The sequence below is a fragment of the Staphylococcus sp. Z5-21 genome (genome assembly GCF_056529615.1).
In genome coordinates this window covers 482,228-496,075 of the sequence record NZ_CP096462.1, presented here as the reverse complement: position 1 = coordinate 496,075, position 13,848 = coordinate 482,228, and the positions used below count along the sequence as shown (strand labels likewise).

Annotated in this window: 14 protein-coding genes and 1 pseudogene; 1 reads left to right on the top strand and 14 read right to left on the bottom strand. The window is 34.1% G+C overall.

The features are described 5' to 3' along the window. Positions 1 to 14: 14 nt before the first annotated feature. From M1D64_RS02245 to M1D64_RS02200, 10 genes and pseudogenes are all read right to left on the bottom strand, one after another. Positions 15 to 779, bottom strand: a complete 765-nt coding sequence (locus M1D64_RS02245; protein ID WP_037537721.1) for an alpha/beta hydrolase — start codon at positions 777 to 779, stop codon at positions 15 to 17. A gap of 18 nt (positions 780 to 797) precedes the next feature. Next, positions 798 to 1,487, bottom strand: coding sequence for an ABC transporter permease (locus tag M1D64_RS02240; RefSeq protein WP_002482412.1), 690 nt, complete (start codon positions 1,485 to 1,487; stop codon positions 798 to 800). 2 nt (positions 1,488 to 1,489) lie between these two features. Then, complete coding sequence (locus M1D64_RS02235) at positions 1,490 to 2,431, bottom strand: osmoprotectant ABC transporter substrate-binding protein (protein WP_069821576.1); 942 nt, start codon at positions 2,429 to 2,431, stop codon at positions 1,490 to 1,492. Between the two features lie 15 nt (positions 2,432 to 2,446). Continuing rightward, complete coding sequence (locus M1D64_RS02230) at positions 2,447 to 3,082, bottom strand: ABC transporter permease (protein WP_002482410.1); 636 nt, start codon at positions 3,080 to 3,082, stop codon at positions 2,447 to 2,449. Further along, complete coding sequence (locus tag M1D64_RS02225) at positions 3,082 to 4,266, bottom strand: betaine/proline/choline family ABC transporter ATP-binding protein (RefSeq protein WP_002482409.1); 1,185 nt, start codon at positions 4,264 to 4,266, stop codon at positions 3,082 to 3,084. Before M1D64_RS02225 ends, M1D64_RS02230 begins: the two co-directional genes overlap by 1 nt. A 296-nt stretch (positions 4,267 to 4,562) precedes the next feature. Next, positions 4,563 to 5,036: a thioesterase family protein gene (locus tag M1D64_RS02220; protein WP_069821577.1), complete on the bottom strand. Its 474-nt coding sequence runs from the start codon at positions 5,034 to 5,036 to the stop codon at positions 4,563 to 4,565. A gap of 1 nt (position 5,037) precedes the next feature. Further along, positions 5,038 to 6,003, bottom strand: a complete 966-nt coding sequence (locus tag M1D64_RS02215; protein ID WP_069821578.1) for a 3-hydroxyacyl-CoA dehydrogenase NAD-binding domain-containing protein — start codon at positions 6,001 to 6,003, stop codon at positions 5,038 to 5,040. After that, on the bottom strand, positions 6,003 to 6,890 hold the full coding sequence (locus tag M1D64_RS02210; protein WP_069821579.1) for a beta-keto acid cleavage family enzyme: 888 nt from the start codon (positions 6,888 to 6,890) through the stop codon (positions 6,003 to 6,005). Before M1D64_RS02210 ends, M1D64_RS02215 begins: the two co-directional genes overlap by 1 nt. Positions 6,891 to 7,072: 182 nt before the next feature. Next, positions 7,073 to 7,633, bottom strand: coding sequence for a TetR/AcrR family transcriptional regulator (locus tag M1D64_RS02205; protein WP_002482405.1), 561 nt, complete (start codon positions 7,631 to 7,633; stop codon positions 7,073 to 7,075). 237 nt (positions 7,634 to 7,870) lie between these two features. Then, positions 7,871 to 8,464: pseudogene (locus M1D64_RS02200) on the bottom strand (YdeI/OmpD-associated family protein). A 187-nt stretch (positions 8,465 to 8,651) separates the two neighbouring features. On the opposite strand from M1D64_RS02200, the gene M1D64_RS02195 reads away from it, so the two are divergent. Then, a complete protein-coding gene (locus M1D64_RS02195) occupies positions 8,652 to 10,010 on the top strand; it encodes an APC family permease (RefSeq protein ID WP_069821580.1) in 1,359 nt (452 codons plus the stop codon). Between the two features lie 98 nt (positions 10,011 to 10,108). Here M1D64_RS02195 and M1D64_RS02190 read toward each other — a convergent pair whose 3' ends face one another. From M1D64_RS02190 to M1D64_RS02175, 4 genes are all read right to left on the bottom strand, one after another. Further along, positions 10,109 to 11,281, bottom strand: a complete 1,173-nt coding sequence (locus M1D64_RS02190) for an MFS transporter (protein WP_002482402.1) — start codon at positions 11,279 to 11,281, stop codon at positions 10,109 to 10,111. 260 nt (positions 11,282 to 11,541) lie between these two features. Then, positions 11,542 to 12,315: an ABC transporter permease gene (locus M1D64_RS02185; protein ID WP_011302408.1), complete on the bottom strand. Its 774-nt coding sequence runs from the start codon at positions 12,313 to 12,315 to the stop codon at positions 11,542 to 11,544. Continuing rightward, the gene (locus M1D64_RS02180) at positions 12,312 to 12,962 is read right to left on the bottom strand and encodes an ABC transporter ATP-binding protein (RefSeq protein ID WP_002482400.1); all 651 of its coding nucleotides are present in this window, start codon (positions 12,960 to 12,962) and stop codon (positions 12,312 to 12,314) included. The genes M1D64_RS02185 and M1D64_RS02180 overlap by 4 nt, the downstream gene beginning before the upstream one ends. 88 nt (positions 12,963 to 13,050) lie before the next feature. Further along, entirely contained in the window at positions 13,051 to 13,833 is a 783-nt protein-coding gene (locus M1D64_RS02175) for a CPBP family intramembrane glutamic endopeptidase (RefSeq protein ID WP_041079269.1), read from the bottom strand. Positions 13,834 to 13,848: the final 15 nt, after the last annotated feature.

Sequence of the window (13,848 nt, the reverse complement as noted above, 5' to 3'; positions counted from 1 at the left end):
TCCGATTTGATTTTCTATATTCCTTCTATGAACCACTTGATTGCACGTTGTATCGCTTTATCCCAATATGCGTAATCATGTTCACCAGGTCCATCTTCAAATATGTTTGGTATTTGGCGTTTATTTAAATATTGTACAAACTGCTGATTGTCTCGGTATAAATCATCTTCTGTACCACACATGATAAGCAATTCGGGAATTTCTTTTTGTTTCTTAATCGCTTCATCCACTAAATAATACGGATCTAAGTTTGTATTTGCTACTTGTGCATTTGGACCAGCAATTGCAGATCCAGAATAATCATACCAATCATAATCAATCAAACCTTGTGCGTTAAATGCAGCAGATAAAGGACAAGCTTTCGCAAAACGATGACCTTCTAACAGCGCATATTTGATTGTGCCATAGCCACCCATCGAATGTCCCGCAATAAAATTGTCCTCTTTGCTAGTCGAGAGTGGTAATATTTGATGCGCATAATCCAATACTTCAAGTATATAATCATAATATTTATGACCATACACCATATTACTATAACCACTATGATCTGCATTCGGCATGATTACTGCTAATTGATGCTCATTTGCATACCGTTCAATACTCGTATAACGCATATACGACGTTTCGTCACTTGAAAGACCGTGTAAAAGCAATAACGTTTTCAACGCTTTCGGTTGTGCATTTGAATCAAAATAAGTAGCGTCTTCAGGTAAAATCACTATAAAAGGATGATGCATACCAATCGTCGTTGAATTATAGTTTATTGATAATATTGCCAAAGTCAGTCACAACCTTTATTAATTAATACTTTGTGGTTCGTGTTTTTTCTTCTTATGCGTTTTATTAGATGGATCTAAACGTTTTTCCAAAAATCTTAAGAAGATATCAATTAAAATTGCAATTAAAGCAATTGGAATTGCACCAGCTAAAATAAATGTGGTTCCGTCTGTTGCATTCGTACCTCGAATAACAATGTCACCTAAAGTTGGCGCACCTATGAATGAGCCGACTGCAACAACCCCGATGGCTACAACAAGCGCAATTCTCAGTCCACCAAGAATGACTGATAAAGATAATGGTAATTCAATCATACGCAAGACTTGATTGCGCGTCATTCCCATACCTTTACCGGCATCTTTAATATTTTCATCGACACCAACAATACCAGTAAATGTATTTTTTATAATTGGTAATAGTGCGTATAAGAATACCGTTACCACTACAGTTGTAGGACCTAGTCCCATCACTAACATTAATATTGCTAACATCGCAATAACAGGTACAGTTTGAATGATGTTTGCAATGGTAATAATTGTCCAAGACAATTTTTTATATCTTGCAATGACGATACCAATAGGAATACCTACAATAGCTGCAAATAGAACACCATAAACAGACATAAGTAAATGCTTAATAAATAAATCCCATAGGTAGCCAAAGTTTACTGAATAATATTCAATTAATTGTTGAAATAAATTACCTTCCATTACTAATGACCACCTTTCTTATCATTTTCAAAATAGTTATGTGCTTTTAAGAATTTTTCAGCGACGACTGCAGGCTCTTGACCTTCACCATCAGCTTGATAATTAAGTTTCTGCATTTCACTCGTTGAAATTTTATTGTGTAATTTTTTTATTGTTGGTTTTAATTCTGGATGCTGTTTTAATAAATTATTTGTCGCCACTGAACTTGCGTCATAAGGTGGGAAGAAATGTTTGTCATCTTTCAATACTTTTAAATCATATGCGGCAATTCGACCATCCGTTGAATACCCGACTGCTACATCTAAATTATTCGAATTCAATGCATCATATACTAATCCGATTTGCATTGGTCGTACTGTATTAAAATCAAAGCCATATGCTTTCGTAAATCCTGGATAACCATCGCCTTCACGGTTTAACCATGAACTATCGACACCTAGTTTCAATTTATCGCTATGCGCTTTTAAATCAGACACAGTTTCTAAATTATATTTTTCAGCGGTTGCTTTAGTTACCATAAATGCATAAGTGTTTGCAAATCCATATGAATCAAAAAATGTTTGATCAAATTTCTTTTGGAAACCATCTTGTGTCGCTTTCATAGCTTTTTTTGGATCTTTAATAGGATTTTCATTTAATGCACCTGTTAAATCCGTACCATTATAACGGGCACCTGATAAGTTTGCATCACCATTTACGAGTGCGTTATGTTGAATGGTACTCGATCCTAAGTTGTTAATTAATGATGGTTTGATTTTTCCTTCTGTATCATGTTCTATTAATAGTCTCAACATATGAGACATAATTTGTGACTCGCTCGTTGCAAGTGCTGTGATTTTGACCTCGTTGTCTGAGCTATTTCCACCTAAACCGGGTAAACTACATCCAGATAACACCGTCAGACACAGTACAAGCGCGATACAATACTGTTTTATCTTTTTCATAATGTCCTCCTTAAATTATCTGGATACTTTTAATCCTTTGGGTACTGCCCATTTTTCTACTAATGATAATAGTACATCCACTATTAATGCTAATGCTGTAACTAATACAGCTGCACTCACAATCATTAATGGGTCATATAAGTTCAATCCATTAAATACAAAGTCACCTAAGCCACCTGCACCTACATAACTTGCAAGTGTTGCCCAACTAATGACATAAACAGATGATAATCGTATACCACCCAAGATTAATGGTAAAGCTAATGGTAATTCAACGTCTTTCATTAATTGAAAGCGGGTCATCCCCATACTGATTGCTGCTTCTTTAAGATTACTATCAATATTCTTAACACCTAATACTGTGTTATTTAATATTGGTAGTAGTACATAGATAAATAATGCGACAATGGCCGGTAATTTTCCAACACCAAAGATTGGTATCATTACAGCTAATACTGCTAATGTTGGTATCGTTTGTAATACACCAGCAATTGTGAGAACAATGTTTGAAGTTCTTTTCATTTTGGATAGTATAATACCTAATGGTACTGCGACTACGATTGCAATTAACAAAGCGATCATTGAGATATAAAAGTGTTCGACTGTTTTGGAAATCAGTTGCCCACCATATTGCTCTATGAATTGTTTCATTACTTATCAGCTCCTACATTATCGGGCTCAACAATTGCGTCTTGTGTAGCATCATCGTCTTCATCTGTTTCTCCCCAGATACTGTCATACACGATATCTACTAAGTTTGCTCTCGTAACCAATCCAATTAACGTTTCTTCATCACTATCCACTACAGGTACGTTTCTTACATTTCTTTTCAATATTGTACGAACTGAATCTTGTAATTTACTATCTATTCTTACGCGATAGATATCGCGTTGCATTGTATCAATCAGTTCTTTATTTCCACGTAAACCTTGATTGATATCTTCAATATCTAAATATCCAAGTAATCTACGATTGTTACCCACAACAAAGATGGTATCAACACGACGATCTCTCATAATCTTAACTGCTTCATTTAATGAGCTATCCGCATGAACTGTTACAGGTTTAATCATCGCATCTTTAACTGTACGCATGTTAGGTCTATCTTGAATCAATCTATTTTGACCAATAAAGTCTCGTACGAAATCGTTTTCAGGATGTCTTAAAATATTGTCTGGCGTATCAAATTGTATGACACGTCCCTCAGACATAATGCAAATTTTATCTGCCAGTTTAATAGCTTCATCCATATCATGTGTAACGAAAATGAAGGTCTTACCTAACTTTTGTTGTAGTTCTTTAACCAAGTCTTGCAACGTATCTCTCGTAATTGGATCTAACGCGCCAAATGGTTCATCCATTAAAATGATATCTTGTTCTGCTGCTAACGCACGCACAACACCGATACGTTGCTGTTGTCCTCCTGAGAGCTGCGATGGATATCTATCTAAAAATTCTTCTGGTAAATCCACTAATTTTATCAGTTCTTTAGCTTTTTTCTCTTTCTTTTCTTGAGACCATTTTAAAAGTTTAGGTACTAATACGATATTTTCTCTAATCGTCATATGTGGCATCAATCCAATTTGTTGTATCACATACCCAATTTTTCTACGTAGCTCAACTGGGTTCATTTTGCGAACATCTTTGCCATTTATAGCTATTTGCCCTTCAGTTGCTTCAATCATTCTATTGATCATTCTTAATGCAGTTGTTTTACCACTACCACTTGTCCCTATAAATGCAATAAATTCACCGGCTTCAATCTCAAGTGAAATATTATCTACAGCTTTCTTTCCTCCACCATAGACTTTAGATAAGTTTTTAATACTTAACATGAGTCAATTCCTTTCTATGTACATATTCAATTTCAAATATTTCATAATAAATATAGGACTATCTGTGGATGTTATACAAATACTAAAAAATAAGTAAAAACATGAGCACACATAGCCCTACTTTATTCGTGTGTAAACAATCAAAACAGAATAATCAATTTAGCTTTGATTTTATCATCCTATATATAACAAGATACATTAATAAATAACATTAAACAATTTATAACCAAATATTTGGTTATATAAAATATTTTTAACACCTTTTTATTCAATCGTTTCAAACTCATTCAAAAATTTTATTTACGTTTTATACCAATAAGATGTCCAAGTTCTTTGGGTTGTTTTTTTATTGAAGCATGTTGTGCATAATCATCAATTGCTTTTTGTATATCAGTAGGAAAAGCATCAGGCTTATGCAATTTAGTATTCATTCCCATTAACATAACCTCATAAGTTGCACACTTATCATTTGCTTCATCACTTAATGTCATAAACACATGTAATCTTTTGGTGTCGTAATCAAATAACTCAACTGTAGCAGTAATCGCTTCATTTACTTTAATTTCTTTTAAATACATAACGTGGTTTTCTAAAGTAAAGACAGTGTAGTCCAACGTTTCAATTGTTTGCACATCTAACCCTAAAAATGCGAGCCATGCATCCGTTGCATCACTAAATACACGATTATATTCTGCGTCATTCATATGCCCATTATGGTCGACCCAAGCTTCATTTACATGCGTCTTGTATTCATATAATTTGTTTGTCATTTTATTTCACCGATTGTTGTGTTTTCTTTTTCATAGAGGTTGTATCTTCTGGCCAATATGACTCAGCAAGTTGTTTTACTTTTACTAAGAATTCATTACGTTTTTGGTCAAGTTCCGCCATTGTTTTTCCTTGAGAAGATGATTCACAGCCATTGACCACTTCGTCATACAGGTCCTGTGTTAATTCTGGTGCTACTAATTTAGTCCATGGTTTTTTTAAAGCTGGACCAAATTGTTTCAGCATGTGACGCATACCGCCTTCACCACCGGCCAAATGGAAAGTCATGAATGGACCATATTGTGCATAGCGCAAACCAGCAGCATGTGTAAATGCTTTATCAACTTCTTCCGTTGTCGCTATACCATCATTAACAATGTGCAATGCCTCTCTCCAAAGTGCTTCCATTAATCTATCTGCTACATGTCCTTCAATCTCATGTCTAACATGAAGTACATCCATACCAATGCTTTCGTAAATTTCTTCAGCTTTTAATGTTGTTGCTTCCGTTGTTGCTTTACCAGGAACGATTTCAACGAGCGGTAAAATATAAACTGGATGAAATGGGTGCGCTACAATCAATCTCTCAGGATGTTGTAAATTTTGTTGCAATTCTGATGGCATAATACCAGAAGTACTCGAACCAATCGTTGCATCTGTTTTCGCATAAAAATCAATTTCTGTCAGCACTTGATCTTTTAAAGATTCAATTTCTGGAACATTTTCTTGTATATGATCTGCATCTTTAACCGCTTCTTCCAAATAAGGTGTAAATGTTAAATTATCGATTGCAGCGCCTTCTGCTAAACCTAATTGTTCTGCATATGGCCAATTTTGTTTCACTTGTTTTAACATTCTTTCATATGCGCCTTCACTTGGGTCTGTAGCAATGACTTCATGCCCATGAGCTAGCATTCTAGTAATCCATCCACTTCCGATAACGCCTGTACCTACAACTGCAAACTTCATTATGCTCCTCCTTGTGGATCTCTTAATTGATATTTTTTACGTGCTTCTGCCGGGGTCATTGGTTCTATATCTAATCCGTTCAATATTTCGACAGCTTTTTCAACTAATTGCTCATTTGTTGCCTTAACACCTTTGGCTAAATATAAATTGTCTTCTAATCCAACACGAACGTTGCCGCCACGCTTTGCTGCTTCTTCAACCGTTGGAAATTGCATTCTTCCAATACCAAATGCTGACCAGTGGGCATGCTCCGGTATACGCGTTTTAAAGTATTCTATCGTTTCTGGATCATTTTCAGCTCCCCAAGGTATACCTAAACAAAATTGGAACATTGGTTCACCATCAATTAATCCTTCACTGATTAATTGCTTAGCGAATGAAATATGACCACTGTCAAAGCACTCTAATTCAGGCTTAACACCAACCTCTTTTACAAGTTGAGCTTGTTTTCTTAACCAATCAGTTGGACTTAAATAAACTGTATCTCCCATGTTGACACTACCACAATCTAAAGTACACATTTCAGGTAGTAAGCTGCCTATCGGTTCATGTCTTTCTTCTGGTGTTTGTATATCAGATCCTTCTGCAGCGAGATATGGATCTTCAAGGTTTGGAATAAAATCTCCGCCACCACCTGACGTAATATTTATAATAATATCTTCATCTGCAGCTCTAATAAGTCGTACGGCTTCTTTGAAAAATTCAACATCGTGGCTAATACCACCTGTCTCTGGATCTCTCGCATGAATATGTGCAACTGTCGCGCCTGCTCTTGCACATTTTATTGCTGATTCAGCAATCTCTTGAGGTGTTACAGGAACACACTTATTCTTTGCTGTAGTATCTCCAGCACCTGTTAAAGCTGCTGTTAGCATCACTTTTTTCATTGATTATAAACCTCCACAGAGTTATTTAACACATCGATAAGTGTACCAACCAGACGGTTTAGTTTCAAGTTTTATAAATATAAAAAATAAGGATAAACAACATTCAAAAGTTGATTATCCTTATACTATCAGTGGTTTACATGAATTAAACATTTTATTATTTTTTTATTAATTTAGAACATTTAGCCATTGCTTTCTTGATTTTTATTGGGGTGCGTATATTCGGTTAATCTATTCAAAACTTGTTCTCTCATGTTTTCATCAAGTCCATCTAGTCCAAATATTTCTGAAAGCCACAAACCATCCACTGCCAGACGAATAATTGTAGCGTCTACTTTGTCTAATCCATCATTTTCAATATTAGTTTGCCACTCTTTATAAGTGTCCTGTAAAGGTAATAACAAATTGCTATTAATACCTTGTGCAGCAAGCATTCCTGAGGTAATCGATCCATTTTCTGAACGATGAGATCTCGTCGCTTCAATAAACGCCCGTGCCCATTTCCCTTGGTCTTGTTTATCTGCATGTACATGTCCATTCACATTTTCTCTATATAATTCATCGGCATGATCAACAAGACCTTGAATTAATGCAAACTTGTTTTTAAAGTGATACAATAGCCCACCTTTACTGACACCTGCCTTTTTGGCAACGGCATCTAGCGTTAAATATTCACTACCTTGCTCATCTACAATTGCTGCAGCAGCTTGTAGTAATTGTATCCTCTTGGAAACTCTCGGCATTCATACACCTTCTTTCTCAAAATACGTTTCAAAATATGACTTAACCGTAGTTTTATATTCGAGCAAACTATATACGATATATGATAAAGTTGCAACTTCATTTTTGGATGCTGAACTAAAATGTGTGCTATTTTATCATAACTCAAGCGTTAACCTTCATAAGGCAATCCGCTTTGTATTTTTGCATACGTCGTTCACATGATAACTTCTTTTACTTGTACAAATGCTTTCAAGTATTTAATCATTCATGCCTTTGCCATCCAATATATAATCAATATATTTTTCTACTCGATTTTCACGTGTTGCCGCTCTCTTTGCCTGACCAATATGATACATATATTGCCTTTGTCTACCAGGCGTTAAGTTATTGAATGCTTCTTTTAATTCTGGCATTGCATCTAATTTTGCTTGTAATTCTTCAGGCATATCATAGTCTTCAGTTTTTTTCATAGGTACTTTCTCACCTGATTTTTCTATTCTAATCGCTTCTTCAACATACCATTTAATCTCGTCTCTACGTTGATTAACTTCATCTAAACTTTCGAAACGTAATTGTCTTGCTGCTTGTACATTTTTAGTTTGTTGTATAAGTGATTGATAAGGATCTTCCATAATAGCACCTTTTTCAAAAAGTAATGCGCAATAATGCTTAAAGTCTTGTATGATAACGACATTTTTATCATCTAACGTGTAGCAAGGATGCATCCATTTATAATCTTCAGTTAATTCCGTTTCATTTATAATTTAACGTAAAATTTTAAATTCCTCTTGCCATTGTTTCAATCTATCAATAAATGCATTTACTTTAATATTTTCTTTTTCATTAGTCATAAAAATTACACCTCTTAATAATTTTTTTATTAACTTTATTCTACTATGAAAACCTTTGATTTATCTATAATTAGCTTTTTCAAAAACTTAACTCTTGTTTTCCGATAAGTTTACTATGAATTAAGGGATAATTATGTTATAATTTTTTTATTATTTTTAAAAATACATATAATTTAGAGGTGATTGAATGCAACAAGCAACAAACTTAAAAAAAGTATTAGGCTTTACGGATGTAATGGGTATTGCTATAGGTCAAATTATCGGTGCTGGCGTCATGTCGCTAACAGGCATTGGCATACAAATGACCGGAAGTGGTATCACACCCGCATTTATCTTATCCGCAATCATTACATTACTAACGATGTTCCCAATTGCCATATTAGGATCCACATTACCTACGACTGGTGGTATGTATCAGTATACAAGTCGTTTATTGTCCCCTAAAATCGGGATATTTTGGTTATTATTATTCATCTTTTTACAGGTTACATTATCTTTATATGCTTTATCATTCGCACAATACTTAGAAGGACTCTTACCAGGTATTCCTGTTAGACTTGTTGCTTTTGCCTTACTTACCATTTTATTTATTGTTAATATCATTGGTATTAAGTCAGCATCTATCATTGGTAATTTAATGGTTGTCATTCTAATTATTGCTTTGTCTTGTTTTATCATTTTCGGTCTTCCACATGTGGATTTTGGTGTTTTTAATATGCATGCCATGCTTCCGGATGGATTCACAGGATTCTTTACTGCCGTTGGGCTTGTTTCGTTTGCAACTGGTGGCGCGCAAGTTGTTGCTGAATTAGGTGGAGAAATGAAAAATCCAAAAAGAGATATTCCAATAGTCATTATCATTGCAACTATATTTGTAGGTTTGTTATACGCTTTTATCGCTTCTATTGCTGTAGGGGTACTCCCAATTCCAGAGGTTTCTGGCAGACCATTAACGAGTGTTGCGCAAGAAGTCTTGCCGACCCCAGTATTCATCTTCTTCATGGTTGGGGGCGCAATGTTCGCATTAGCGACTACACTCAATTCAACGTTTACTTGGGTAACTAAAAGTTTATTAGTTGCAATACACGATGGTTATTTACCTAAACGTTTAGGTAGTGTGAACAAACGATTTGGTACACCTCATTGGCTTTTATTACTTTTCTACATTATTGGTGCATTACCTATTATTACAGGTATGTCACTAAATGTTGTAGCACAGTTAGGTACTGGGATTTCATTAATTGTTTTTGCTTTTCCAGCTTTAGCTTCTACGCAACTACCCAAAAAATATCCAGATGCTTATAAGCAATCGCCGTTTAAAGTACCCTATCCAATACTTGTAACGATGGCAATCATTGCTATTATTGTGCTATTGTATCAATCTTATTTATTAATTTCTGATTTAAAAATAGGTTATATTATTGGTACATTAATTTATATTTTACTTTCCGCTATTATTGCGCAAGTTTCTAATAAGAAAAATAAAATTGCACTTAGCGATATTCATTTTAATACAGCCCAATCAATAGAAAAATCAACTTTATAAATTAAAAAAAGGACTTACATCCTCTCTTCTACATTGAGAATGTAAGTCCACTTTTATATACAAAGCACTGTTCATTTTATAAGTGTAATTGATTTACCTTAGGCTCTATTAAATTTAGTCATTTGCTTTAGACTAATGATTAAAATAAAAGCTACGAATGCGATGGCTGCAGTGAAGTACGTAGTTGCTAAAACATCTATTTTAGAAACAACTAGACCACCGACAATACCACCAATGCCGATACCCGCATTTAAACTAGACATATTCCAACTCATCACTTGGCTTGTATCACCTTCAACATGTTCTATAATACCACTTTGAACAGCTGGATTTGTACTCCATTGCATGATATTCCATATGAAGATAATCATTAATAATACGCCTGTCACTGATAAGAATAAATTCAACAGTAACATCATCGTGATAAATATAATAGTGGCAATCGTTAGCCAACGTTTACTCGTCAATTTATCTGAAAGGAACCCACCCATCGATGTTCCAATAACACCTGCAACACCATTGATTAATAATACAATCGATACGAAGGATAAGTCATGACCACTTGATAACATAAGTGGATTAATATAAATAAATGTCACAGAATTTGCAACTAGCAATAAGAATGTGATAGCTAAAAACTTAGCGACTTCTCCTGGTCTAAGTATTTTAGAATAATTACTTTCACGCTGCTTAGTACTAGACTCTGTATTTACCGTTTGATATTGAGGTTGTGGTACATAGAAATACATCAATATACCTACTAACACACTTACAAAGACAATAAATAAGAATGTATATCTCCATCCAACTAAGTCACCGATAATTGTCCCAATTGGTACACCAAGTACATTTGCGCCACTAAAGCCTGAATAAACAATACCTATCATTTTCCCTCGATGTTGTGGCGCAGTTAATAAAGCTGTTAGCGCTAATATTTTAACCACGATAAGTGCTGCTGCTGCAGATGATATGATGCGTCCAAATACTAAAATAGAAAAATTAGGTGCAAAAGCAATGATCATATTTCCGACAATAAAAACAAGCAATGCATATAATAATACAGGTCTTGGAGAAAACCGATTCGTTAATTTCACTAATATAGGTCCTGCAATGGCAAATGTGATGGCATAAAGCGTCACTAACTGTCCAATAATCGCTTCCGAAACATGCAAGTCAATGCTCATCAAATTCATAATCCCTGCAACCATCATTTCAACCATACCTACGATAAAGATACTCAAAATAAAGGTGGCAATTCTCATAATCGACATCTTTTCACTCCTCCCTTAAATTAAGATGTAAATTTTTACATAACTATTACATTATAAACCATACGTCAACACGTTTGAACACTTCTGAATTTGCTCTCACAGCAAATATCCAACCATACAAAAAAAGAACCTGAGACATCAATAGATATCTCAGATTCGTGTTTATATTGAAACATAACAATAAAGCTCTGCTCAATTCTTTTTAAAATTTTTATTAAAATGCTGAACAATGCTTTATATACTCGCCGTCTATCCAATATTTATGCGTCTTCTTGGTTTAAATGTCTACTTATCAGTTGATCGCGGTGATTAAAGAATTGTTTATAACTTAAATAAGTCGCAATAAGCGCAGACATAATCGTCGCAGTTGTGTGAATAAAGACAACCATTAATTGAAATTTAACAGCTTGTAACGGCTCTACGCCTCCAATAATTAAGCCGGTCATCATACCTGGTATCGAAACAATGCCATACGTTTTAACGGAATCAATTGTTGGTACAATCGCCGTTTTCACACTATTACGTATCGTTTCTTTAGAAGATAATTTGGGATTCGCACCAAGTGCTAACTTAGATTCAATTTGGCTCATTTCTTTCACAAATTCTCTATCTAAATTTTGATAGGCTAAATTTATAGCAATTAAACCATTACTACCTAGCATACCTGCAATCGGTATCACTTCATTAGGCTTAAACTCTATCGCCCCTGTTAAAACGACACCAACTAGAGGTAACGCTACACCAACAAAAATGGCAACAAACGAAATCCAAAATACATGATGCATTACTGGAGATGCTCTACTAATTGTATTCCACGAAGCATTAATAATAATGACTAGTACAAATACGATTAATAGCCATGTTTGATTCACACCAAATATAAAATGCAATAGAAAGCCGAGAATAATTAATTGAATAATTGCTCTAACCGTCGCAATTAATAAATCTTTAATAATATGTAATTTTTCTTTGTAAGAAACAATAATCGGAAAAAGTAAGAGGAGACCCGTTAATGCTAGTGCAGTTGTACTCATGATAAACGCTCCTCCTTATCGATTTTGCCATCCACAATTCTAATTTTCTTTTTAAAATGTCTATTACTTTGATCATTACTATGTGTAATCCATAAAATAGCAACGCCTTCATCAGCCAATTTAAAGATTAAGGATTCTATTTTTTCACTATTATGCACATCCAAAGCACTTGTCGCTTCATCTAGAAGCAATACCTTTGGTGTGTACATGAGTTGTCTCGCTATCGTAATACGTTGTCTTTCACCACCGGATAAATGTTCAACACGTGTATTAAAATTATAATGACCTAAACCTACTGTTTTCAATAAACGTTTAGCTTGTTTACGATCGAATTTATCTTGTCTAACTTCTGCTGGAAAAGCTAGATTTTCTCCGATAGTTCTATCAAATAAATCACTTTCTTGTAATAGATAACTTACATTCATACGTAGTTGTTCTGGGTTTATTTGTTCGTAAGGCTTATCATTTAAATATAGTTCTCCTTTTGTTGGGCTAATCAAATTACTAATCAAACGCAACAATGTACTTTTACCACTTCCGGAAGGCCCTACAATTGCTATCGTATCGCCTGCCTCAATTTTTAAATTTATATCATTGATAATATCCCGGTTATCTATCTTATATGTTATGTTTTTTAGTTCTAACATAGAAGCCCACCTTTTTTAATTTCTCGCATTACTATTCCCTAACTTTTCAATTTTAATAGCTTGTTTCATCAATAAGCTCAAAAATCATTTATTTTAAAATAACGATAGCTATAAATGATATGAGATTATTTAATGCATGTAATGTTATTGAAACGGCCAAATTCATTCCGCTCTTCACATATACAAAGGCTAAACCAGCCCCAATGATGAGATAACTACCGATTTCAAATAGTGATGTTGCACCTAACACATGCACACTTGCAAATAATATCGTTGAGAGTATCGAGGCAACAGTATATGTTATCTTTTTGCCTAACTCATGAATAATTAAATGTCTAAATAATAGTTCTTCGATGATTGGTGTGAGTATGACAATATCTATAAATAGAAATGGTAACATCCAATTATTTTCAAACATTTTTTCTAAAAGCATTTGATTTTGAGTTTCTGTATATTGCAATCCTTTAGGTAAAAATTCCATCATCCAATCATATAAACTATTTAATCCAAGTGTGACAATATAAGTCGCCACGATGATAAACAGATATTTAGGGATTGCAAGAATGCGTTGGTTGGAAATCGGTATTAAACGATCTTTTAAATGCATTGCATAAAAACTAACTAATATAACGATTTCGGCAAGCAAGCCACCCATAATTAGTATGTTTTCATCAGTTACAAAAGTTTCATTTTTAAAATTAAATACTGAATAGACAATATATATAGCAGCAAATAACAAGAGTGGCATGATGTTATTCGCTAATAAATAAATTGGAATAAGCCAAAAATCTCTTTTTACAATTTTTTTGTTATCCCAAACACTTATATCTTGCTGATTATTATTTTTTAATTCGGTTGATTTCTCAGTCATATGACACCTTCCTAA

What these genes read in the sequence shown, in the direction of transcription:
- M1D64_RS02220 (WP_069821577.1), bottom strand. Translation starts at nt 5,036, where the DNA reads ATGACAAACAAATTATATGAATACAAGACGCATGTAAATGAAGCTTGG.
- M1D64_RS02225 (WP_002482409.1), bottom strand. Translation starts at nt 4,266, where the DNA reads ATGTTAAGTATTAAAAACTTATCTAAAGTCTATGGTGGAGGAAAGAAA.
- M1D64_RS02210 (WP_069821579.1), bottom strand. Translation starts at nt 6,890, where the DNA reads ATGAAAAAAGTGATGCTAACAGCAGCTTTAACAGGTGCTGGAGATACT.
- M1D64_RS02185 (WP_011302408.1), bottom strand. Translation starts at nt 12,315, where the DNA reads ATGAGTACAACTGCACTAGCATTAACGGGTCTCCTCTTACTTTTTCCG.
- M1D64_RS02195 (WP_069821580.1), top strand. Translation starts at nt 8,652, where the DNA reads ATGCAACAAGCAACAAACTTAAAAAAAGTATTAGGCTTTACGGATGTA.
- M1D64_RS02175 (WP_041079269.1), bottom strand. Translation starts at nt 13,833, where the DNA reads ATGACTGAGAAATCAACCGAATTAAAAAATAATAATCAGCAAGATATA.
- M1D64_RS02180 (WP_002482400.1), bottom strand. Translation starts at nt 12,962, where the DNA reads ATGTTAGAACTAAAAAACATAACATATAAGATAGATAACCGGGATATT.
- M1D64_RS02235 (WP_069821576.1), bottom strand. Translation starts at nt 2,431, where the DNA reads ATGAAAAAGATAAAACAGTATTGTATCGCGCTTGTACTGTGTCTGACG.
- M1D64_RS02230 (WP_002482410.1), bottom strand. Translation starts at nt 3,082, where the DNA reads ATGAAACAATTCATAGAGCAATATGGTGGGCAACTGATTTCCAAAACA.
- M1D64_RS02215 (WP_069821578.1), bottom strand. Translation starts at nt 6,003, where the DNA reads ATGAAGTTTGCAGTTGTAGGTACAGGCGTTATCGGAAGTGGATGGATT.
- M1D64_RS02240 (WP_002482412.1), bottom strand. Translation starts at nt 1,487, where the DNA reads ATGGAAGGTAATTTATTTCAACAATTAATTGAATATTATTCAGTAAAC.
- M1D64_RS02190 (WP_002482402.1), bottom strand. Translation starts at nt 11,281, where the DNA reads ATGTCGATTATGAGAATTGCCACCTTTATTTTGAGTATCTTTATCGTA.
- M1D64_RS02205 (WP_002482405.1), bottom strand. Translation starts at nt 7,633, where the DNA reads ATGCCGAGAGTTTCCAAGAGGATACAATTACTACAAGCTGCTGCAGCA.